20 protein-coding genes are annotated in these 22,360 nt (G+C 60.2%); 18 read left to right on the top strand and 2 right to left on the bottom strand.

Annotated elements, in window-relative coordinates; genetic code table 11:
• The 18 genes from flhD to L1071_RS15720 all read left to right on the top strand — a co-directional run.
• Positions 1 to 475, top strand: a 475-nt coding sequence (gene flhD / locus L1071_RS15810; RefSeq protein WP_425531242.1) for a flagellar transcriptional regulator FlhD, incomplete at its 5' end; no start/stop codon positions are given.
• Between the two features lie 11 nt (positions 476 to 486).
• Positions 487 to 1,098: a flagellar transcriptional regulator FlhC gene (gene flhC / locus L1071_RS15805; protein ID WP_246976940.1), complete on the top strand. Its 612-nt coding sequence runs from the start codon at positions 487 to 489 to the stop codon at positions 1,096 to 1,098.
• 156 nt (positions 1,099 to 1,254) lie between these two features.
• Entirely contained in the window at positions 1,255 to 2,136 is an 882-nt protein-coding gene (motA, locus tag L1071_RS15800; protein ID WP_246976938.1) for a flagellar motor stator protein MotA, read from the top strand.
• 2 nt (positions 2,137 to 2,138) lie between these two features.
• Complete coding sequence (motB, locus tag L1071_RS15795) at positions 2,139 to 3,134, top strand: flagellar motor protein MotB (RefSeq protein ID WP_246976936.1); 996 nt, start codon at positions 2,139 to 2,141, stop codon at positions 3,132 to 3,134.
• A gap of 24 nt (positions 3,135 to 3,158) precedes the next feature.
• Positions 3,159 to 5,327: a chemotaxis protein CheA gene (cheA, locus tag L1071_RS15790; RefSeq protein WP_246976934.1), complete on the top strand. Its 2,169-nt coding sequence runs from the start codon at positions 3,159 to 3,161 to the stop codon at positions 5,325 to 5,327.
• Positions 5,324 to 5,818: a chemotaxis protein CheW gene (cheW, locus tag L1071_RS15785; RefSeq protein ID WP_133696443.1), complete on the top strand. Its 495-nt coding sequence runs from the start codon at positions 5,324 to 5,326 to the stop codon at positions 5,816 to 5,818. Before cheA ends, cheW begins: the two co-directional genes overlap by 4 nt.
• 68 nt (positions 5,819 to 5,886) lie before the next feature.
• Positions 5,887 to 8,103, top strand: coding sequence for a methyl-accepting chemotaxis protein (locus tag L1071_RS16240; RefSeq protein ID WP_281504661.1), 2,217 nt, complete (start codon positions 5,887 to 5,889; stop codon positions 8,101 to 8,103).
• Complete coding sequence (locus tag L1071_RS15770) at positions 8,100 to 8,972, top strand: CheR family methyltransferase (protein WP_378109643.1); 873 nt, start codon at positions 8,100 to 8,102, stop codon at positions 8,970 to 8,972. The genes L1071_RS16240 and L1071_RS15770 overlap by 4 nt, the downstream gene beginning before the upstream one ends.
• A gap of 177 nt (positions 8,973 to 9,149) precedes the next feature.
• Positions 9,150 to 10,214: a protein-glutamate methylesterase/protein-glutamine glutaminase gene (locus L1071_RS15765; protein ID WP_281504660.1), complete on the top strand. Its 1,065-nt coding sequence runs from the start codon at positions 9,150 to 9,152 to the stop codon at positions 10,212 to 10,214.
• An 88-nt stretch (positions 10,215 to 10,302) separates the two neighbouring features.
• Complete coding sequence (locus L1071_RS15760) at positions 10,303 to 12,009, top strand: methyl-accepting chemotaxis protein (RefSeq protein WP_246976932.1); 1,707 nt, start codon at positions 10,303 to 10,305, stop codon at positions 12,007 to 12,009.
• Positions 12,010 to 12,145: 136 nt separating this feature from the next.
• On the top strand, positions 12,146 to 12,535 hold the full coding sequence (gene cheY / locus L1071_RS15755) for a chemotaxis response regulator CheY (protein WP_246976929.1): 390 nt from the start codon (positions 12,146 to 12,148) through the stop codon (positions 12,533 to 12,535).
• 22 nt (positions 12,536 to 12,557) lie between these two features.
• Positions 12,558 to 13,247, top strand: a complete 690-nt coding sequence (cheZ, locus tag L1071_RS15750) for a protein phosphatase CheZ (RefSeq protein WP_246976926.1) — start codon at positions 12,558 to 12,560, stop codon at positions 13,245 to 13,247.
• Between the two features lie 198 nt (positions 13,248 to 13,445).
• Positions 13,446 to 14,615, top strand: a complete 1,170-nt coding sequence (flhB, locus tag L1071_RS15745) for a flagellar biosynthesis protein FlhB (RefSeq protein ID WP_246976923.1) — start codon at positions 13,446 to 13,448, stop codon at positions 14,613 to 14,615.
• Positions 14,612 to 16,696: a flagellar biosynthesis protein FlhA gene (gene flhA / locus L1071_RS15740; protein WP_246976920.1), complete on the top strand. Its 2,085-nt coding sequence runs from the start codon at positions 14,612 to 14,614 to the stop codon at positions 16,694 to 16,696. The genes flhB and flhA overlap by 4 nt, the downstream gene beginning before the upstream one ends.
• Positions 16,693 to 18,894, top strand: a complete 2,202-nt coding sequence (gene flhF, locus L1071_RS15735; RefSeq protein ID WP_246976917.1) for a flagellar biosynthesis GTPase FlhF — start codon at positions 16,693 to 16,695, stop codon at positions 18,892 to 18,894. Before flhA ends, flhF begins: the two co-directional genes overlap by 4 nt.
• A gap of 10 nt (positions 18,895 to 18,904) precedes the next feature.
• A complete protein-coding gene (locus L1071_RS15730) occupies positions 18,905 to 19,342 on the top strand; it encodes a hypothetical protein (RefSeq protein ID WP_246976914.1) in 438 nt (145 codons plus the stop codon).
• Positions 19,343 to 19,395: 53 nt separating this feature from the next.
• Positions 19,396 to 19,770, top strand: coding sequence for a flagellar protein FlhE (locus L1071_RS15725; protein ID WP_246976911.1), 375 nt, complete (start codon positions 19,396 to 19,398; stop codon positions 19,768 to 19,770).
• Positions 19,771 to 19,907: 137 nt separating this feature from the next.
• A complete protein-coding gene (locus L1071_RS15720; protein ID WP_246976908.1) occupies positions 19,908 to 20,606 on the top strand; it encodes an RNA polymerase sigma factor FliA in 699 nt (232 codons plus the stop codon).
• A gap of 3 nt (positions 20,607 to 20,609) precedes the next feature.
• On the opposite strand, the gene L1071_RS15715 is transcribed toward L1071_RS15720, so the two are convergent.
• Positions 20,610 to 21,602, bottom strand: a complete 993-nt coding sequence (locus L1071_RS15715) for a sensor domain-containing diguanylate cyclase (RefSeq protein ID WP_246976905.1) — start codon at positions 21,600 to 21,602, stop codon at positions 20,610 to 20,612.
• Between the two features lie 121 nt (positions 21,603 to 21,723).
• The gene (locus tag L1071_RS15710) at positions 21,724 to 22,356 is read right to left on the bottom strand and encodes a PqiC family protein (protein WP_246976902.1); all 633 of its coding nucleotides are present in this window, start codon (positions 22,354 to 22,356) and stop codon (positions 21,724 to 21,726) included.
• Positions 22,357 to 22,360 lie beyond the last annotated feature (4 nt).

Below are 22,360 nucleotides of genomic sequence, written 5' to 3'. Positions count from 1 at the left end.
GGAGATGTTGAATCTTTTCATAGAAACGTCTCAAAATGATGCGACGGTAAGAATCGAGTCAGCCGAAAAAGCAAAAAAACTGGCTCACCGAAGAGAGGTCGCAGAAGCCTCCTTCACCACAATAACGTCGTACGCAGGGATTTATATGGAAACCGATAGCCTTCTGGATGATATCCAAGATATCAACCTGTCCTACCTGCTGCTTACGCAGCGCATGATCAGCGAAGATCGCACCACTGCGCTCTTTCGTCTCAAGATGGGCGACGAAATGGCGGATCTCATCGCTTCCTTGTCGATCAAGCAACTGACACAACTCGCGCGAACGAATCAACTACTCTGCCGGCTCTGCTATGACGAGCCGGAGCAACTGCGCAAGCTGACTCACAATCAGCGAGAGCAGGGGTTGGGGCAGACGCATGCTGCCCTGTTGATGGCGAGCGCACGTAACGAGTGCTCGTCCGTCTCTTCGAACTGAGGAGTATCGTCGTGAGCGAGAAAAGTCTAGTGGGCGAAATGCTGCAGGTGCAGCTCGCCATCGAATTGATCGATCTGGGTGCACGCCTACAGGTACTCGAGACCGAGACGGATTTGAGTCGTGGGCGCTTGATCAAGCTTTATAAGGAAGTGCGCGGCATGTCGCCTCCCAAGGGCATGCTGCCGTTTTCGACCGACTGGTTCATTACCTGGATGCCGAACATCCACTCCTCGTTGTTTTACAACATTTATCAGAGTCTGCTCGAAGACTGCGGTTGCGAGCGAATGTCGGCCTTTGTCAAGGCTTTCAAGCTTTATCTAGAGCAAGTCAGCCTTGAAGAAGGGGAGCCGGTGCTGGGGTTGACGCGTGCCTGGACGCTGATTCGCTTCTTCGAAAGCGGCATGATGCAACTCTCCGCCTGCACCAGCTGTGGTGGCCAGTTCGTCGCCCACGCGTATAGTCCCGATCACGACTTCGTGTGCGGTATCTGTCAGCCGCCTTCGCGTGCCGGCAAGACACGCAAGAAACGTCAGCCTGAGGAACGGGGGGCGACGTCGCCTCGTCAGCCTGTGTCGGCTTCTGAGGCGGATAGCATGACGGCGCGACGTCTCGTCGCTAGATAGGCGTTTGCATCTCTAGGGTCGTCGCAGCGCAGGGGTAACGACCGATACCGGGAAGCGACACGACGCATTTCTGCGTTTTTTCATTCAAGGCGTGTCGCTTCCTGCCGATAGAGATATCAACGGGCCAGTCATGCATGCCGCTAGGAGCGTTCTGCTGTGTTGATTCTAATCGGCTATTTGGTTGTTATCGCATCGATCGGGGGCGGATATACCCTCGTCGGGGGGCACTTCGGTGCGCTATTCCAGCCATCCGAAATTCTCATGATCGTCGGTGCTGCCGTAGGCGCCTTCATCGCTGCCAACAATGGCAAGGCGATCATGGCTACCTTGCGTACGTTTTCGAAGCTCAAGCGTACCAATAAGTACAACAAGGCGATGTACATGGAGTTGATGGCCATGCAGTACCGCCTGCTGACCAAGGCGCGGCGGGACGGCATGCTGGCTATTGAGCGCGATATCGACGCCCCCGAGGATAGTGCGATCTTCTCCGACTATCCCAAGATCTCCAGTGACCCCTTGATCATGGCGTTCATCACCGACTACTTGCGTTTGATGGTCAGTGGCAACATGGATCCATTCGAGATCGATGCACTCATGGAGCACGAGATCGATACCTTTCAGCATGAAGCGGACATTCCCGCCCATTCCTTGCACAGTGTCGGTGATGGCCTGCCTGCGTTCGGTATCGTGGCGGCCGTCATGGGCGTCGTTCATGCCCTGGGGGCAGCCGATCAGGGGGCGGCGGCCATGGGGCAGATGATTGCCCAGGCGTTGGTGGGAACTTTCCTGGGGATTCTGCTCGCCTATGGGTTCGTGTTACCCGTCGCTCAGCGACTGCAACTCCAGATCACCGAAGCCATCAAGATGCTGCAATGCATCCGCGTGACATTGATGGCAAGCCTGAACGGCCTGGCACCGCAACTGGCGGTAGAATTCGGGCGTAAGGCCTTGTTCACCGCCGAGCGCCCCTCGTTCACTGAGCTTGAAGAACATGTTCGGTCCGAAGGAAACGGCACACGTGGCACTGGGACGAGCTAAGCATGAGCAGCGAACGCCGTCCCATCATCGTCAAACGCAAGAAAGTCGTCAGTAAGGGGCATCATGGGGGCAATTGGAAGATTGCCTATGCCGATTTCATGACTGCCTTGATGGCGCTTTTCCTGGTGCTCTGGATCTTGTCGATGGTGCCTGAAAACGAACTGGATAATATCGCCGAGTATTTTCGTACGCCCTTGGCGGTGGCGATGACCGGCGGCGACAAGTCGACGGCAAGTACCAGCGCGATCCCCGGTGGCGGAGCAGACCCCACCTTCTCAGAAGGTGAAGAGCGGCGCATTGACAAACGCCAGCACTCCCGTCCCAGCGACGAGATGCGACGTCTGAGAGTGCTTCGCGACCGTCTGGAACGCCAAGTTCGCGAAGATCCGAACCTACGTAAGATGAGCTCGCAGCTGCGTACCGACTTCATTCCCGAAGGTCTGCGCATTCAGCTCGTCGATACCGACAAGCGCCCCATGTTCGAGCTGGGCAGTGCTCGGCTCGCGCCGTATATGCGCGATCTCTTGCAGGCTTTGGCGCCGGAGCTCAATGCAGTTCCCAATGCGATTAGTCTCACCGGGCATACGGATGACCTGCGCTACGCCGGTGGGGAAGCCGGATATAGTAACTGGGAGCTTTCCGCCGACCGCGCCAACGCGTCGCGCCGCACCCTGGTCGCCGCGGGGCTCGATTCCGGCAAGCTGCTGCGCGTCGCGGGGATGGGATCACGCGTCAACCTGGAAGGAACGAAGCCCAGTGATGCGATCAATCGGCGTATCAGTATCGTCGTATTGTCGGAGCACGCCGCCGAGCAGATCCGCGATCAGGGTGAGGCCGGCGCGGCATCCCCCGAAACGATACTCAACAGTACGGATGACACGCCGCGAGAAGGATTATCGCCGACGCAGGGTGCCAACTCATTAATGCGTAACGCACTCCCCAAAGTGTATGAACGCACCACCGGTGGCGGTGAAGGGCAAGAACCGCCATCGCCCTAACGATCACGATCACGTGGAACGAGCATGGATATAACCGAATTCTACGAGACCTTTTTCGAAGAGGCCGAAGAGCTACTGGGCGACATGGAACGCCATCTGCTCGAGCTGGATCTCGACGAACCGGATCCGGAACAACTCAACGCCATTTTTCGTGCCGCGCATTCGATCAAAGGGGGCGCGGGCACCTTCGGGTTCAGCGTGCTGCAAGAAACCACGCATATGCTCGAGAACCTGCTGGATTATGCCAGGCAGGGCGAGCTCACCTTGCGCACGGATATCGTCGACCTCTTTCTGGAAACCAAGGATATGCTTCACGACCAGCTTGATGCCTACCGCAATGGCGCCGAACCGGATCCGGAGGCCTATGCTCGGATTTGCCAGACGCTGAAGCAGCTAGCGCTGGATGAGCTGGGGCATGGCGTGGGCAGCGAGCCCGAGGCCGATGTTGCGCCCCCCGCGCGGCCGGCGGATGAAACCGCAAGCGCGGCTGACGGGAATACGGTTGGCGAGGCAGCGTCGGAGGGGCAGGCTCAGGAAACTCAGGCCGCCGCCGATAGCGGTTGGCTGCGTGTCGTGCTTTTGAACGTCTCCGACAAGGACCGTGAACTCCTCGTCGAGGAGCTCGGGAATCTGGGCGCCGTGAAAGAGCAACACGGAGACGCCACACGTTACGAAGTGGTGCTGGAGAGCGCCTCCAGCCGCGACGATATCGAAGCTGTGATGTGTTTCATCGTCGAACCTGAGCAATTAGACATTGCTGCGATTGCCGCACCGACCGACGAGACGACGCAGGGAGATGTCGAAGCTTCGGCACCTGCTGTGTCTCAGGACGATGCGCCGGCATCCGAGGCATCCGAGGCATCGGCCGATGCCGAGCAGGCGGCGGCTCCTGCAGAAAAAGCACCGGCCCAGACAGCGCCCAGCGACAAGCCTGCTAACAAGGGCGGCGCCAAGAAAAAGGCGGGTGCGGAGTCGGCGACGATTCGCGTGCCGGTGGAGAAGGTCGATCAGATCATCAACCTGGTCGGTGAGCTGATCATTACCCAGTCCATGCTCGATCAAACCGCCAGCGAACTCGACGTGGCCGCTCATGGGCCGCTGGTCAATGGCATGAACCTGCTACAGCGCAACGCGCGTGATTTGCAGGAGTCGGTTATGTCGATTCGCATGGTGCCGATGGACTATGTGTTCAGCCGTTTTCCTCGCTTGGTGCGCGATCTTACCGGCAAGCTGGGCAAGGATATCGAGCTGGTCACCGAGGGCAAGTCCACCGAACTCGACAAGAGCTTGACGGAGCGGATCATCGATCCGTTGACGCATCTGGTTCGTAATAGTCTCGATCACGGTATCGAGATGCCTGATGTGCGCGAGGCTGCAGGCAAGCCGCGTACCGGACAGTTGACGCTCTCCGCTCAGCACCAGGGCGGCAACATCCTCATCGAGGTGAAGGACGATGGCGGCGGGCTGAGTCGCGACAAGATCCTCGCCAAGGCGGCGAGCAATGGTCTGGCGGTTTCCGATGCCATGAGTGACGATGAGGTTTGGCAGCTTATTTTCGCGGCGGGGTTTTCGACCGCCGATCAGGTCAGCGACGTTTCCGGGCGCGGCGTGGGCATGGATGTCGTCAAGCGCAACATCCAGGCGATGGGTGGCCACGTCGAGATCCAGTCCTGGCCTGGAAGGGGCACTACAACCCGCGTGGTATTGCCGCTGACCTTGGCCATCCTCGACGGCATGTCGATCAAGAGTGGGCCGGAAATCTTCATCCTGCCGCTCTCGGCGGTGCTCGAGTCACTGCAGCCCAGCAACGATGATATCTACTCGATGGCAGGCAACGACAAGTTGCTCAAGGTGCGTGACGAGTACCTACCGCTGATTGCCTTGCACGACATCCTGCAGATCGATGGCGCCGAGCAGGATCCGACCCGATGCATTGCAGTCATCCTGCAGGCCGAGGGGCGGCGCTATGCCTTGTTGGTCGACGATCTCGTCGGTCAGCAACAAGTGGTGGTCAAGAACCTCGAAACCAACTACCGCAAGGTGCCGGCCATATCCGCGGCAACGATCCTCGGGGATGGCAGCGTGGCCCTGATTCTCGACGTCGCCGATGTCAATCGCTTGCACCGTCAGCGTGCCAACTCTCCCAAGCACGCTGAACTTACCGCATCACGCCAGGAGGACGTAGTTTCATGAGTGATATGACCCAGGCCGCCGAGGCGGCCATCGATACGCAAAGCCAGGAATATCTGGTGTTCTCGCTGGGCAGCGAGGAATACGCCGTGGATATCCTGAAAGTGCAGGAAATCCGTGGCTATGAAAACGTGACGCGCATCGCCAATGCGCCGGATTTCATCAAGGGCGTGACCAATCTGCGCGGCGTGATCGTGCCGATCGTCGATCTGCGCATCAAGTTCCACCTCGACAAAGTCGAATACGAAGGGCAGACCGTGGTGATCGTGGTCAATGTCGCCGACCGAGTCGTGGGTATCGTCGTCGATGGCGTGTCCGACGTCATGACGCTCTCATCCGACCAGATCAAGCCCGCACCCGAATTCGGTGAAACGCTGTCTGCCGATTATCTCAGCGGCCTGGGCAGTCTTGAGGATCGCATGCTGGTCATCGTCGACATCGAGAAGCTACTGACCAGCGAGGAAATGGCGTTGGTCGAGCAACAAGCCCAATAAGCTGTCGCGAGTCGCCACCAGAGCGCGCCGAGACCAACCAATAAAAACGAACGCCAGGGAACCGTATCATGCGCAATAACCAGCCCGTTACTCAGCGTGAGCATGAGCTCGCGGATGAAGATTACCTGTTGTCCCGCACGGATTTGAAAGGTGTTGTCACCTACGCGAATCCGGCTTTCATCGCGATCAGCGGCTTTACCTACGAGGAACTCGTGGGGGCACCGCACAATCTCGTGCGTCACCCGGACATGCCGCCGGCGGCGTTCGAAAATCTTTGGGTTACGCTGAAGAAAGGGGAGATCTGGAGCGGGGTAATCAAGAACCGTTGCAAGAACGGTGACTTCTACTGGGTGCATGCCACGGTGACCCCGATCTTCGAAGGCGGCGAGATCGTGGGCTTTACCTCGGTGCGTGTGAAGCCTACTACCAAAGCGCGTGCCGATGCGGAACACACTTACGCGGCCATGTCGGCCGGCAAGCGTCGTGGGGTCAAGCTCGAGCGTGGCGAGATCCAGCATACTGGTGTTCTGGCGCGTCTCAAGCGTCTCAAGCTGAGTACCTTCAAGGGGCGCTTGGTGACCATGATCGTGGTGGCGGTGTTGATGCTCGCGGTCAGCAGTGCTCTATCCATGGTCAGCTTGCAGCGTGCCGGCGACAAGCTGCAGGCACTATCCGAGCAGGGCCTGGAAGATGTCGCGCGCTTGCAGCAAATCGATCAGTTGATGGCCAGTGGGCGGGATCTGGTCGACAAGCCCGTGAGTAACCCGATGTCGGGTGATATGGAGAAAGTCACGGCCGACGCCAATGCATTGATGACCAAGCTCTCCGAGACGTGGGGGGCGTATTACGACGGTCGGCCTGGCAATCACAGTGACACTGCGGAAAGTTTCGATGCCTCCGTTCAGCGTTATCTGGACGATGGCATGCAGGTAGTGTTGGACACACTGAATGCCGGCGACTTCTACGAAGCCTACGTAGCCTACAACGATGTATTGGACGGGGAGCGCGACGAGGTTAGCGACCAGCTCAACGGCTTGGTCGATGAGAAGCGCAACGAGGCCATGGCCATGGCCAGTGAAGCGGCCGAGACGCAACATGAAATGCTGATGTGGCAGGCGGGCGTCTTCATCTTCGGGCTGGTCGTGCTGGTAGTGATGGGGATCATCACGGTGCGCTCGACGCTGCGTCCGGTACGTGAGGCGCTGGATTTCTCGCTGCAGATTGCGGCCGGGAACCTCGGTGCCAGTCTCAAGGGTGGCAGGCAGGATGAAATCGGCCGTCTGACGCGCGCTCTGGATACTATGCGTCGCAGCCTTGGCAACATCGTCAAGGAGGTCAACGAAAACGTCGGTGTGGTGGCGCCCGGGGCGCGCAATATCGCCGAGGGCAACGAAGATCTCTCTTCACGTACCGAGCAGCAAGCCGCGTCGCTCGCCCAGACGGCTTCCAGCATGGAAGAAATGACCGCCACCGTGAAGCAGAATGCCGACAACGCGCGTCAGGCCAGCCAGCTATCGAACACCGCCAGTGAATCGGTGCGTCAGAGTGGCGAGGTCATGGGCGAAGTGGTCAATACCATGGGGCGTATCCGCGACAGTTCTCATCAAGTAGCCGATATCGTCGGGATGATCGACTCGATTGCCTTTCAGACCAATATCTTGGCCTTGAACGCCTCCGTCGAAGCCGCGCGTGCCGGTGAACAGGGACGTGGTTTTGCCGTCGTCGCCGGTGAGGTGCGTAATCTCGCCAGTCGCAGCGCGGACGCCTCGAAAGAAATTCGTGCATTGATCGACAATTCGACGCATGAGATCGAAGGCGGCACCGACCTGGTGCGCAAGGCCGAGGGCAGCATTGAGGAAGTCGTCAGCTCGGTCGCGCGTGTCAACGACATCATGAACGAGATCACTGCGGCGTCCGATGAGCAGAGCAGCGGTATCGAGCAGATCAATCAGGCCATCACTCAGATGGACGATGTCACTCAGCAGAATGCCCATCGCGTACAGCAGACGGCCTCGGTCGCTGCGGATCTCCAATCCAGCGTCACCGAGCTATCGCGCTCCGTGGCTGTCTTCCGCCTGGCCGGCAGTGGTGCCGAAACGGTGCGTCGCAACAAGAATTCGGCGAGTCTCGCCAAGCCACAGTCGTCCACACGTGGCGATGACGATAAGCAGGCAACATCACACTCAGCGCAGCGTCAAGAGACCTCTCTGGTGTCTCAGCGCCAGGAGTCGCCGAAGGCGGGCGCTCACCAGGCATCACATGAAGAGGAGTGGGAGTCCTTTTGAGCGAATTTCGTCAGTCTCCTGCGCCGCAGGAAGAACATCCTAGCTTGTTCGGGACCGCCGACCGGGATCTGGAATTTACAGAGGCGGATTTCGATAAAATACGCACGCTCATTTATCAGCGCGCCGGTCTTGTGCTGGCACCGCACAAGCGTGAAATGGCCTACAGCCGCTTGGCAAAGCGGCTGCGGCTGCATGGTATGCGCCGCTTCAGCGATTACTTGACGCGTCTGGATCAGCATCCTGACTCGCCGGAGTGGGAGGCATTCACCAACGCGCTGACGACGAACTTGACGTCGTTTTTTCGCGAGGCGCATCACTTTTCGCTACTTGCGGAGCATGTCAAGCAAGCGACATCTCCCGTGCGTATCTGGTGTGCGGCGGCGTCGACGGGGGAAGAACCCTATTCGTTGGCGATCACCCTGAGCGAGGCGCTGGGTAGTCGGGCCTCTCAGGCGCAGATTCTCGCTACCGACATCGACACCGACGCGTTGGACAAGGCACGCAAGGGGGTCTATGCGCTGGATCAGCTAGAGAAGGTCTCCGAAGCATGCCGTCGAAAGTTTTTCCTGCGGGGTAGTGGCGCGCGTGCCGGGATGGCGAAGGTTCGCCCTGAATTGACCTCGATGATCGACTTTCAACCCCTCAACCTGACCTCAGGCAGTTGGGTGGCAAAGGGGCCGTTCGATGCCATTTTTTGTCGTAACGTGATGATTTATTTCGACAAGGAAACGCAGGCACGGATCCTGGAGCGTTTTGCCCCTTTGATGAAACCGCATGGACTGCTCTTTACCGGCCATTCCGAGAACTTCTCCTACCTGACGCAGCGCTTCAAGTTGCGCGGGCAGACCGTGTACGAATTATCGCGCTGACCCTTCAGTGTTTACGCACCTGGCCGATAGAACATGCATGTCGGTTTGCCGTGCACGGTAGTTCGTCGGCGGTTTTCATGCGTGCAGCCCGCGATATACCTGGAACGAAGATTAAGCTCTGCCTGAAGAGTCGGCGAGCGCAGACAGTTTTCAGACAGAGCTTAAGGAGTGGTGGCGTTGTCCTCGAATAAGATCAAGGTGCTATGTGTCGATGATTCGGCGCTGATTCGTGACTTGATGAGCAAGATCATCGACAGTCAGCCGGATATGGAGGTCGTGGCCACGGCCCCCGATCCTCTGGTGGCCAGGGACCTGATCAAGCGTACCAATCCCGATGTGTTGACGCTGGACGTGGAAATGCCGCGCATGGATGGCCTCGACTTTCTTGAGCGCTTGATGCGTTTGCGTCCCATGCCGGTACTGATGGTGTCTTCGCTGACCCAGAAAGGCTCCGAGATCACCCTGCGCGCCCTGGAACTCGGCGCCGTCGATTTCGTCGCCAAGCCGGAAATGGGCATTCGCGAGGGCATGCTCGAATATACCGAAATGATCGCCGACATGATCCGAGCGGCGGCGCGCTCACGTCCGAAAGCCGTGTCCAAGCAGCCGCCGGCCAAGGACAAGGCACCGCTCAAGGCGCCGCTGCTGTCGAGTGAAAAAGTGATCATCATTGGGGCTTCCACAGGTGGCACCGAAGCCATTCGCCATGTGCTGGAGCCTCTGCCCGCCAATAGCCCGGCGATTCTGATCACCCAGCATATGCCGGGCGGCTTCACCAAATCCTTCGCCGAGCGTCTCGACAAGCTATGTCGCATCTCGGTCAAGGAGGCGGTGGATGGTGAGCGTGTCCTGCCGGGTCACGTTTACATCGCCCCAGGTGACTGGCATATGAAGCTCGCACGCTCGGGCGCCAACTATGTCATTCGCCTGGACGATGCGCTGCCGGTCAACCGGCATCGCCCGTCGGTGGACGTATTGTTTCATTCAGCCGCACAAAGCGCGGGCCGCAACGCCATCGGTGTGATCCTCACCGGCATGGGCAAGGACGGTGCGGCGGGGCTGCTCGAAATGCATCAGGCAGGCGCCTATACCATTGCCCAGGATGAGGCGAGTTGCGTGGTCTTCGGTATGCCGCGCGAAGCGGTCATCCTCGGCGCTGCCGCCGACACCATTGCGCTTTCCGAGATCCCTGCCGCCTTGATGAAACGCGCCGAAGCCTCCGGGCGCGCGCAGCGGGTATAAGACTCTCGAACGAATTATCGAACGAATTAAAAGAACAACGCTCGACTCATCATCTCAATCTACGCTAGGCAACTTCTCAGGAGACGATATGGGAAAAATACTCAACGACCTTTCGGTCAGGGCCAGTTTGACGATCGCATTGACCGTTATGGTCGTGATGATCGTGATCATTACTGGATTAGGGTTCTACTCCAATCAAAAAAGCGCCGAGGCGCTGGATACGGTCGGTACTATTGGTTTCCAGCAAACCAACACCGTCAATCGCGCCACGCTCAATCTAGTGCGTGCGCGGGCATTGCTGGCAAGTTATCGCAACGCGGTGGAGGCCGAAGATGCTCGACGTGTGCAAGAGCTGCAAACAGCAGTAGAAAGCGCGATGGATAATGCCGCTGACCGGATCCAGGCGTTCGAGCAAGTCACCAAGACTGATGCCGGTGAAGAATACGCCGCGCGTATCGACGAATCCTTTGCGGCTTTTCGCGATGAGGTCCAGCGTCAGATGAGTGCCGGCGAAGACGCCGTTCGCACAGAGGACGACCAGCGTATCAATCCGCTGATGGATAATCTGGATGATAGCGTGCGTGACTTTATCCAGTACGCCGAGGCGCGTGTCGATACTGCCATCGTCGCCGACGCTGAGAACAGCCGCTTGATGGAGATTCTCGAAATCGTGCTGCTGATCTTGGCGGTGGTCGTCGCCGTACTGGTACGCATGGTGCTGGTCAAGAATGTGGTTAAGCCGTTGGATGAAGCGGTCGAACATTGCGAGCACATCGCCAAAGGCGATCTCTCGCATCGTATTGCCGAACGCGGCAAGAACGAGATCGGGCGCTTGTTTGCCGCCATGCGCGACATGCAAACCGGTTTGGTCGGCACGGTCACGTCCGTACGTGACGCCAGCGGTTCGATTCATGGCGGCGCCCGCGAAATCGCGTCGGGCAATGCCGACTTGTCGTCGCGTACCGAGCAGCAGGCCGCCTCACTCGAGGAAACCGCCTCGAGCATGGAAGAGCTGACCTCTACCGTGAAACAGAATGCCGACAATGCGCGCCAGGCGAGCTCCCTGGCCAGCGATGCCTCGACCACGGCAGGACGTGGCGGCGATGTCATGCAGGAGGTTTCCACGACCATGCAGGGCATCACCGACAGCTCCAAGCAGATCTCCGACATCATCGGCATGATCGACTCGATCGCCTTCCAGACCAACATTCTGGCGCTGAACGCCTCGGTCGAGGCGGCGCGTGCCGGTGAACAGGGGCGTGGCTTCGCGGTGGTTGCCAGTGAGGTGCGTAATTTGGCCAGCCGCAGTGCCGAGGCCGCCAAGGAAATCAAGGGCCTGATTCATACCTCGACCACTCAGATCGAGCAGGGCTCCGAACTGGTGGGCAACGCCGAGACCACCATGCGCGATGTCGTCCAGGCGGTGAAGCGCGTCAGCGACATCATGGACGAGATCTCCGCGGCCTCGCAGGAACAGAGCGACGGTATCGAGCAGGTCAGTCAGGCCGTGACGCAGATGGATCAGGTGACTCAGCAGAACGCCTCCCTCGTCCAGGAAGCCTCGAGTGCGTCCGCATCGCTCGAAGAGCAGGCACAGCGCTTGGAAGACGTTGTCTCGGTCTTTCGTTTGCCGGGTGGCGCGTCACATCAGGCATTGTCTGGAACGCGTGCGTCCGCGCCCAAGCCGGCGGTGTCCGCCCCCACCTCGACGTCCAAGCCTTCAGCGCAGACACGTCAGGTGCCGTCGAAGCGAGCCTCGACGACACATGAAGAAAACGAGTGGGAAGAATTCTAGGCCTTGTCTGATCGAGTGCAGGTGCTTTTCAGACAATGTCTAAGCCATACCGCCAGGGTGGCGTGCCAAGCGCGCCACCTAGATGAACAAGCTTGCGAAGCGAATCACTAGCCAGATTGAATGAATCGGAGGATGTATGGCAGACAAGAATATGAGCATTCTGGTCGTGGATGACTTCCCGACCATGCGGCGCATCGTGCGCAGCCTGCTCAAGGAGTTGGGCTTTAATAATGTCGATGAGGCTGAAGATGGCCAGGAAGCGCTCAATAAGTTACGTACCGGTGGTTTCGAGTTCGTGGTCTCTGATTGGAACATGCCCAACCTCGATGGCCTGGCAATGCTCAAAGAGATCCGCCAGGACGATGCGCTGTCGGAACTGCCAGTGTTGATGGTGACGGCGGAAGCCAAGAAGGAAAATATCATCGCCGCCGCGCAGGCCGGGGCGAATGGCTATGTCGTGAAGCCGTTCACCGCTGCGACGCTGGAAGAGAAGTTGGACAAGATTTTCGAAAAATTGGGCAAGTAAGTTCGCACGAGGAGGGCAGGCTATGAGCGGTGAAACGCAGCCGGAGAACAGTGCGGATGGCACCCCCGCTGACGAACTGATCCACAAGATCGGCAAGATGACGCGCATGCTCCACGAAAGCATGCGTGAGCTGGGGCTGGACAAGGAGATCGAAAAGGCGGCCGAAGCGATTCCCGATGCGCGGGACCGTCTCAATTATGTCGCCACCATGACCGAGCAAGCGGCAGAACGTTCATTGAATGCCATCGATCAGGCGCAGCCGTTGCAAGAGCGCATGGAGTCGGGGGCCGAGAAACTCGATCAACGCTGGGAAGAATGGTTCGCTGCGCCTGTCGAGCTGGACGACGCCAAAGAGTTGGTCAAGGATACGCGTGACTACCTACGTGATGTGCCGACTCAGACCAAGGCAACTAATGCGCAGTTGCTCGAAATCATGATGGCTCAGGATTTCCAGGATCTGACCGGCCAAGTCATCAAGAAAATGATGGATGTCATTCGCGAGATCGAGCAACAGCTAGTGCAGGTGCTGATCGATACCGCGCCTGATAGCCATAATAAGGAAGAGCTGCAGCAACTTGCCGACGAGCGCTCGCGTAAAAGCCAGAAAGATGATGAAGAGCTTCTCAACGGGCCGCAGGTCAAGCCCGAAGGCACCGATGTCGTCAACAACCAGGACCAGGTCGACGACCTCCTCGATAGCCTGGGCTTCTGATCCCACCCTGCGCTGCCGGTGCCCGCCGGCAGCGTTTAAGCCTCGCGTCTCCTGAATAGCATGGCTAAGTAGCCGCTATTCCAGTGATCGGCTGTCCCGCGTTCCCGAGAAAATAGCCCACATTCGATGAATGCGGTTGTTCGGCGCCTGGGTATCTACCTTGGCGAAGGCTTCTAGCGCCACGACGTCAGAGGGCCCATGGCCGAGGGTAGCGACAGCGACGAGGAAAAGACCGAAGACCCGACGCCACGACGACTCGACAAGGCGAAGGAAGACGGTGAGGTTGCGCGCTCGCGCGAGCTGACCACCTTCATGCTGTTGGCGGCGGGGGTGATGTCGCTATGGTCGATGGGCGGCCACCTCTACGACAGCTTGGGGGTGGTCATGGAGCAGTCCTTCATGTTTTCACGCGGCGAAGCATTCGATACCGCCGTGCTGATGTCGCATGTCTGGATGCTGGGTAAAAACACACTGATGTCCTTGTTGCCGTTGTTCCTCATCGTCTCGGTCGTCGCGTTGGCAGCGCCGGTCATGTTGGGTGGCTGGCTAATATCTGGGAAAGCGCTGCAACCCCAAGTGTCCAAGCTCAATCCACTGAAAGGATTGAAGCGCATGTTTTCATCGCAAGCGGTAGCGGAATTGGGCAAGGCCGTCGCCAAGTCGGTATTGGTGGGGGGCGTCGCCGTGATCTTCCTGTGGTGGCATCGTGGCGACCTTCTAGGCTTGATGAACCTGCCGTTGAGCGAAGCGCTGGCGCGGGGTATGGATCTTGCCGCGCTGTGTCTGGCCTTCTGCGTGGCGACGCTCATCGTCGTGGTATTGATCGATGTGCCTTTCCAGTTGTGGAGTTTTACCAAGAAGCTCCGCATGAGTCAGGACGAGATCAAGAAAGAGCATAAGGAAACCGAGGGCGATCCTCAGGTCAAAGCCCGCATGCGCGCCCAGCAGCAATCCATGGCACGGCGACGGATGATGGCCAAGGTGCCGGATGCGGATGTCATCGTCACCAACCCGACGCATTATGCCGTGGCGCTGATGTACGAGGGGAGTCAAATGGAGGCGCCACGCGTCGTGGCCAAGGGGGCGGATCTGGTCGCCACGCGCATTCGTGAGTTGGGCGAAGCGCATGGCGTGCCCTTGCTGGAGGCGCCGCCGTTGGCGCGTGCTCTGCATCAGAATGTGGACATCGATCAAGAAGTCCCCGCGAATCTGTATACCGCCGTGGCGGAGGTCCTTGCTTGGGCCTACCGCTTGAAACGTGTGCGCGAGGAAGGGGGTGACTGGCCGCAAACGCCGCATGACCTGCCCGTGCCCGACGAGTTAGATCCGTCTCGGCACAACGTTGCCGACGCCAAGGACACACCATGAATGCGTTGAGTCAGTTATGGGGCCGTCGTGGGTGGTTGAACGACACCCGCTTGAAGGTGCTCGCCGGTCCCGTACTGATCATCATGATCCTGAGCATGATGATCCTGCCGTTGCCGGCGTTCATACTGGACCTTCTGTTTACCTTCAATATTACCCTGGCCGTGATGGTACTGCTGGTGAGCATGTTCACGCAGAAGCCGCTCGATTTTGCGGCCTTCCCAGCGGTCTTGTTGTTTTCGACCCTACTGCGGTTGTCGTTGAATGTCGCCTCCACGCGCGTGGTCTTGATGGAGGGCCACGAAGGCGGCGATGCGGCTGGCAAGGTGATCGAGGCCTTCGGCGCCTTTCTGATCGGCGGTAACTTTGCCGTCGGTTTGGTCGTGTTCATGATTCTGGTGGTGATCAACTTCATGGTCATCACCAAGGGCGCGGGCCGTATCGCCGAGGTTGGCGCGCGCTTTACGCTGGATGCCATGCCCGGCAAGCAAATGGCCATCGATGCCGACCTCAATGCCGGCTTGATCGGTGAGGATGAGGCGCGGGCGCGGCGTCAGGAAACCTCTCAGGAAGCCGATTTCTACGGCTCCATGGACGGGGCCAGCAAGTTCGTGCGCGGTGATGCCATCGCCGGCATCATCATCATGCTGATCAATTTGATCGGTGGTCTGGCGATCGGCATGGCGCAACACAGCCTGAGCTTTTCCGAAGCCGGCCATACCTATACCTTGCTGACCATCGGCGATGGCCTGGTGGCGCAGATTCCGGCGCTGGTGATCTCAACCGCAGCAGGTGTCACTGTCTCGCGGGTCAACACCGACCAGGATGTCGGTCAGCAACTGATCAGCCAGCTCTTCAACAATCCGCAGGTCCTGATGCTGGCCGCAGGCGTCATGGGGCTGCTGGGCCTCGTACCGGGGATGCCCAACCTGGTCTTCTTGCTGTTCACCGCGTTGCTCGGGGGCTTGGCGTGGTGGATGTGGCGTCGCGACCAGCAACCAGCTACCCCAGAAGCGTCTCCCCAGACACCGCCTCCTCAACCCGAAGTGCCGGAGGCGAGCTGGGACGATGTGCAACTGGTCGATACGCTGGGCCTCGAAGTCGGCCACCGCTTGATCCCGCTCGTCGACCATCGCCAGAAGGGCGAGTTGTTGGGGCGCATCAAGAGCGTTCGCAAGAAATTTGCCCAGGATGTCGGCTTTTTGCCGCCGGTGGTACACATCCGTGACAATCTCGAACTTGGGCCATCGACCTACGTGATCACGCTCAAGGGCGTCGAAGTAGGGCGTGCTGATGCGCATCCGGGCCAATGGCTAGCTATTGATCCTGGGCAAGTATCGGGCCAGGTGGAAGGCACGGCGACTCAGGATCCGGCGTTCGGTCTGCCCGCCGTGTGGATCGACACCGCGCAGCGCGAACGCGCCCAGGTCTACGGCTATACCGTGGTTGATGCGAGTACCGTGGTGGCCACGCACCTTAACCACCTGCTGCATCGCCACGCCAATGACATGCTGGGGCGTCAGGAAGTACAGCAATTGCTCGACAAGATCGCCGCCGAGAACAAGTCGCTGGTCGAGGACGTGGTTCCCAAGCTGCTGACCCTGACCGCGATGCAGCGCATCCTGCAGAATCTGCTTGCCGAGGAGGTCTCGATTCGCGACATGCGCACCATCCTCGATACGCTGGCCGAGCATGCGCCACAGCAGGCCGATCCCCACGAGCTGACCGCGATGGTGCGTGTGGCGCTGGGACGCTCGATCACCCAGCAGTGGTTCCCGGGCGACCAGGAGATGCATGTCATCGGCTTGGAAGCCAATCTGGAACAAGTCCTGACCCAGGCGCTAAGCAATGGCGGTGGCCTGGAGCCGGGACTCGCCGACACTCTCATGGAGCAGGCGATGGCTGCCGTGGAACGTCAGGAAGCGCGTGGCGAGCCGACGGTGCTGGTCGTCCAGCATGGTCTCCGCGCCTTGCTGGCTCGCTTCCTGCGTCGCCGCATCACCCATCTGGTGGTGATGTCCAATGCCGAAATCCCTGATGACCGCACCTTGCGTGTCACCGCTACCGTCGGAGCCCGTTCATGAGTGTGATGCGTTTTCTCGGTGCCACCAGTCGCGAGGCGATGCGTCAGGTGCGAGACGCACTGGGGGACGACGCCCTGATTCTTTCCAACCGGCGCATGGATGACGGCGTCGAAGTCGTTGCCGTGGCCGAAGAGGCCCAGTCGTCACTGGTCGAACAGGCCGAGGACGTGGCCGTGCCCGCGCAGGCTGATGCGCCGTCCGATGCTGCACCGTCCGCGCCGGGGCAGGATCGCCTATACGCCGAGATGCAGGCCATGCGCGAACTGCTGATGTCGCATATCGCCGAGACACCACGCCCACGCAGTGCACGCCCCGGCGTGCGCGGTGTCTTGCGCCAGCGTCTGATTACTGCCGGCTTCAGTGCCCGCCTGGTGCGCGAAATGCTCGAGACGCTGCCCGACGAACTTGTCGATGTCGATGCCGATGACCCGCGTTTGCTGGCCTGGAGTCGACGTCAACTGGAGACGCGTCTCGAGGTGCTCGACGACGAGGCGACGATGCTCGAAGGGGGCGGTGTGTTCGCCCTGGTGGGGCCGACCGGCGTGGGCAAGACCACGACCACCGCCAAGTTTGCGGCGCGCTACGTGATGCGCTTCGGCGGGGACGACGTAGCGTTGGTGACCACCGACGATTACCGTATCGGCGCGCATGAACAGTTGCGTATCTATGCCCGGTTGCTGGGTGTCGATGTGCATGCCGTGCACCATGAAGATGATCTCGAAGGCTTGCTGACGCGTCTTGAAGGCAAACGCATGGTGATCGTCGATACCGTGGGCATGAGCCAGCGCGATCAGCGCGTGACGGGGCAGATCGCGCGCCTTGGCGGTGCCAGCCGTCCGGTGCGGCGTCTCTTGCTGCTCAATGCGGCAAGCCACGGCGATACGCTCGAAGAGGTCGTCGAGACCTATCAGCGTGCCTCGCGGGATGCCGGTGCGCCGCTTTACGGTTGCCTGTTGACCAAGGTCGATGAAGCGCCGCGCTTGGGCGCCGCGCTGGATGTCGTGATGCGCCATCGGCTATGCCTCTATTACGTCTCCCATGGTCAGCGCGTGCCCGAGGACATTCGCTTGGCCGAAGCGCCGGCGTTATTGGACGATGCGCTGGCCGTGGGGCAAGGCTCGCCGTTCACCTTTGATGACGGCGTGCTCACTGACATGTTGCGGCCGACTACCTCCGGACAAGGCCTGCAAGCGTTATCGCGGGATCTCCTGGCACAGCGCGATCAACTGGCGCGGGTGATGGAAACGCTGCAGCGCGGCGTGCCGGGCGTCGTCTGGCTCGACGCCGCGTGGCGTCGTCGCGAGTCGCCGCGTGCCATCCAGCAAGCCTGGCTCGAAGAGCACCTGGCACCGCCGCCGATGATCAAGGCATGGAACGACGCCGAGGCGACCGGCCTGTTCTGGCCAGGAGGAAAGCCACGAGGAATGGACTGGGCGGTACCGATGCTGCCGCAGGATGCCAACGGCGATGTGTTACCGCTGGCTTGGCCCCTGCACCGCTGGCCGCCCTCCGATACGCAACGCCTGACCCTGGCGCGTCGCCATCTGGGCAGTCATTGGCATGTGTTCGCGCGGGTGCCCGACGCCGATGTCAGGCAGCAGCTGCGCGAGGCGGACAGCCCCTGGTTGGCACGTACGCGGGTGCAGCAGCGTGTCTGGTACGCCGGTGAACGTCTGGCGATAGGCGAGTTGGTCGATCTGGCCGAGCCTTGTGGCCAGCATACCTGCCGCCTGCGCGGCCGCGCGCGACGCGTGACGCTGTCGCGCTTACCCGTGACTTTGGCCGAGGCCGATACGGCCACTCTGCAGTTATGGATCGCGACGAGCCACGACCCCGAGAGCGGGCGTCAGCGTGGAGTCTATCACTGGCTGGGGCATGGCGGCGATGCGCTGGAGATCGACATGCGCGCCTTCGTGTATCGCCAGCTCGAACAGGACGATCTATCGCGTTTGATGCGCGCGGCGTGGCAACAGTTGGGGGCGTCGGCACCTCTGGACTGCGAACTGCGCGTCTACCTGGCAGCGCAATTGGCGTCCTTGGCACTACGCATGGACTTGAGCGAGGACGGCTGGGCGGTGGATGCGCGCCCGGTGGTGAAGCGTCTCGCCGGTGAACGCAAGCGACGCAGCCCCGATACCCTGCTGCAAGGGTTGATGCACTTGCTGACGGCGCATGCAGCGCTGTCACAGGCATCGTGAGGTGACGACGATGAACGATCAAGCAGCAGGATTACGCGCCTATGCGAGTCAACGTCGCGACAAGGCGGCTCTGGTAACGATCGGCCATCCGTCGCCCCAGGCGGTGACGGCGACTTGTGAACGGCTGGCGTCCCTCAGTGGCCTTGCCTGGGAGACCCTGCCTCTCGCCGTCGGTGAGGTGACCTCCGCACAGCGCTCCTCGCCGCATTGGGGTATCTGGGTGGCCTCCGGCGCGGAAGGTTTGCAGCGTGCCTATCGCGAACTCAAGCAATGGTCGCAACGCGAACGTCTGCCACGCTTGCTGGTGATTCGCGATCCGGCCAGTGCGGGCGATATGCCGCTTGGCAACCTGGTGGATACGGCACACCGCTTTCTGGCGGTCGAGCTATACGTTGACGCTGCCGAGTGGCTGGCGCAGACGCTACCCTCAAGCGAACGCCGCTCGTGAAATCCTTGGGCTGTGCCATAGCATTTCTGGCCGTGTTTGGCGCCGCACTGAGCATGTCGTCATTCGCGAAAGCCGTCGAAGCCGGCAGCTGGGCGGTGACACTGCCGCGAGGGCCGCTGCTGACGACGCCGGGGCGTGATGAGCGCACGGCGCCCCTGCGTCCGCCCAAGTCCTACACGGTCGGTGATGGCCGTATCACGCGGGTGTCTTGGCGTTACACCACGAAGGGGCCGGATGAGGTGCGGGCGTGGCTATGTCATCCGCATCGCTGTGTCGAAATGGCGACGCGTCGCGGAGGGACGCAGGCCTTGGAAGATCTTTCCGCCGAGGGACCTTTTGTACTGCGCTTTCGGCGAGCTGACTCCCGGAATGCGCCGCGTGGGGACGTGCGCATCGAGGACTTACAACTGATCGTGAATTACCGCTGAAAGGGGGCGGTGGCGACGAATTCGGGAAAAGACCCATCAAGCGGGGGTTATTCCGGCCTTGGCTGGCGGGCCGGAAGCTCGATAATGTCAGCGGGCGTCGCGTCGCGCGTCGACCCCGAACATCCGAGGCGATAGTGATGTATACGGCACAGGGCAAAATCGACCAACGCGCATTGCTGGAGCAATACATGCCGCTCGTGCGGCGTCATGCGCTGGCGTTGCAAGTACGCTTACCGGCCAGTGTCGAGCTCGATGATTTGATTCAAGCCGGTATGGTGGGGTTGCTCGACGCGCTGGAACGTTTCGATACCGCCCAAGGGGCGAGTTTTTCCACCTTCGCTAACCAGCGCGTACGCGGCGCGATGATCGATGAACTGCGCAGTCGTGACTGGATGCCGCGCAGCGTGCGGCGCAGTGTGCGGGCGCTGGATCAGGCGGTACATAAGCTCGAACAGTCGTTGGGGCGTGCCCCGGACGAGCGCGAGATCGCCAGCGCGCTGGATATGAGCGTCGACGAATATCATCAGCTGCTGCTGGATGCCAATAATGGCTATCTGCTGGGCTTTGACGAGGTCGTGTCCGAACTCGGCGAACCGCCGGCAGGGGAAACTGCCCCGGCGACGCCGCTCGAGTCACTATTGAAAGGCGATGCGCGTACGCATTTGGTCGAGGCGATCGAACAACTTCCCGAACGCGAAAAGCTATTGCTGGGGCTTTATTACCAGGAAGAACTCAACCTCAAGGAAATCGGTGCCGTGCTCGGCGTCAGCGAGTCGCGAGTATGCCAATTGCATAGCCAGGCCGTGGCCCGTCTCAGGGGGCGGCTTGCGGCCTGAGGCTCATTCTTCCTCGTCTGCTGCGCTCATGGGCAACGGCTGTAGCATGACCGTTCGGTTGCGACCGTATTCCTTGGCTTCATAAAGCGCCTCGTCGGCGCGCTCGAACATGGCATCCGCGCTCAGCGCGGGCTGATAGTAGGTGGCGCCGATGCTGATCGTCAGCGTCAATCGGCTACCATCGCCGAGCCCGATAGGCGTCGCTGCTACTGCATGTCGCACGCGCTCGGCAATTTCAACGACCTGTGTATCGGGAACCGCCATCAGGATGCAGAACTCCTCGCCACCGTATCGCGCCACGGCATCGTCGTCGCGGAGTTGTTCGGCGAGACGGGCCGCGACGACCTTCAGCGCCTCATCGCCCAATTGGTGCCCATAGGTATCGTTGATGTCCTTGAAATGGTCGATATCCGCGATCATCAACGCGAACGGCTTGTCACTCTGGGCCTCGACCATGAATTCCTCGATGGCCTGCTCGAAGCCAAGCCGATTGAGCAGTCCGGTCAGTGCATCCTGGCTGATCAATTCCTCTGCCTTGGCGAGCTGGCGCTTCACCGTATGCAGATGATCGAGATAGGGCCGCCGGTCGCGTAATACCACGATCAACGATATGGCGTCGGTATCACGCATTGGCACCAGGGTGATTTCGACCGGCGTATCGTTATGCAGCGTCATGTTGTGTCGCAGCGTGTCGCCGTCCTTGTCAAGCTCCTGGAGAATGCGTCGCTGCAAGGCGCGTCGATCGCTGGAAAGAAACCATTGCGGCAATCGTGAGCCTTCGATGGCAGCGCCCTGTACGTCGATCAGGTGACGCGCGGCGCTATTCCATTCGTCGATCCGCAGGCTCTCGAAATCGCACACCAAAACACCGTCAGGCCAGATGTCGATCAGATTGCGCAAGCATTGCAAGGCCCTGTGCGTGTTGATCGGGACGCCAGCGGTGCCAAGCATACCGGCTTTCTCGGCGTCGACGTCCGGTATCCGTGAGAAGGTCATGGGAAAGGTGTCTCATGGTGGCAATGGCGAATGCGATAATGGGGGCCGAGCGGGACGATCACAAGGATCATCCCGCTATAACCGCTGGCATGCTTATAACGCCGCGTGCCACAAGACCGTGTCAGTTCGCCTCCGCTGTGCCCCCCACCTCTACCAGAGTATCGGCCAAGCGATCGCCGAGGGTGCCCCATGCCGCGCCCAGTGCTCTCACCAGCGCGGGATAGCCATCGTCTTCCAGCGGGCGCTCGATCTCGAAGGACTCGCGCGACAGTGTGCGGTCGTTGTCGTCGCGGATACGCCATTGACCGCCGACCACGGCCATACCGTCGTCGCGACCCTGGAAGCGGTCGACGTCGAGCTGGACATGCAGCGCTGGTGTGAGTGCCTCCCCGGATTGCCCACGACGCAGCACGTCGGCGTTGGGCAAGGCCTGGCCGAGATGCTGGCGCATGCGTTCCTGCAATTGGCGATCCAGGGGTTCGGCCCATAAATAGTTGCTTGCCTGGTGGATGCGAATGTCGTCGAGCTGCATGACGATGCCGTCATCCTTCAGGTAGCTGGCCATGCGTGGCGACGCGAGCGAGACGCTACCTTTGAGGTCACCGGCGACTTCGACGTTTTGCGTCTCATCGGGGAGCGTATAGCGCGACTGGTCAATGCCTTGTCCGGCGCAGCCGACCAGCAGCGACATGAAGAGCCCCAGCCCGGCGGCGGCGAGAAGCCGCACCGGGCGCGTCGGGCGTCGCGTATGCATTAAG

The sequence above is a fragment of the Chromohalobacter sarecensis genome, from assembly GCF_023061135.1.
GTDB lineage: Bacteria > Pseudomonadota > Gammaproteobacteria > Pseudomonadales > Halomonadaceae > Chromohalobacter > Chromohalobacter sarecensis.
Note: the sequence above shows the minus strand (reverse complement) of the source record. Positions and strands in the feature narration are given on the sequence as shown.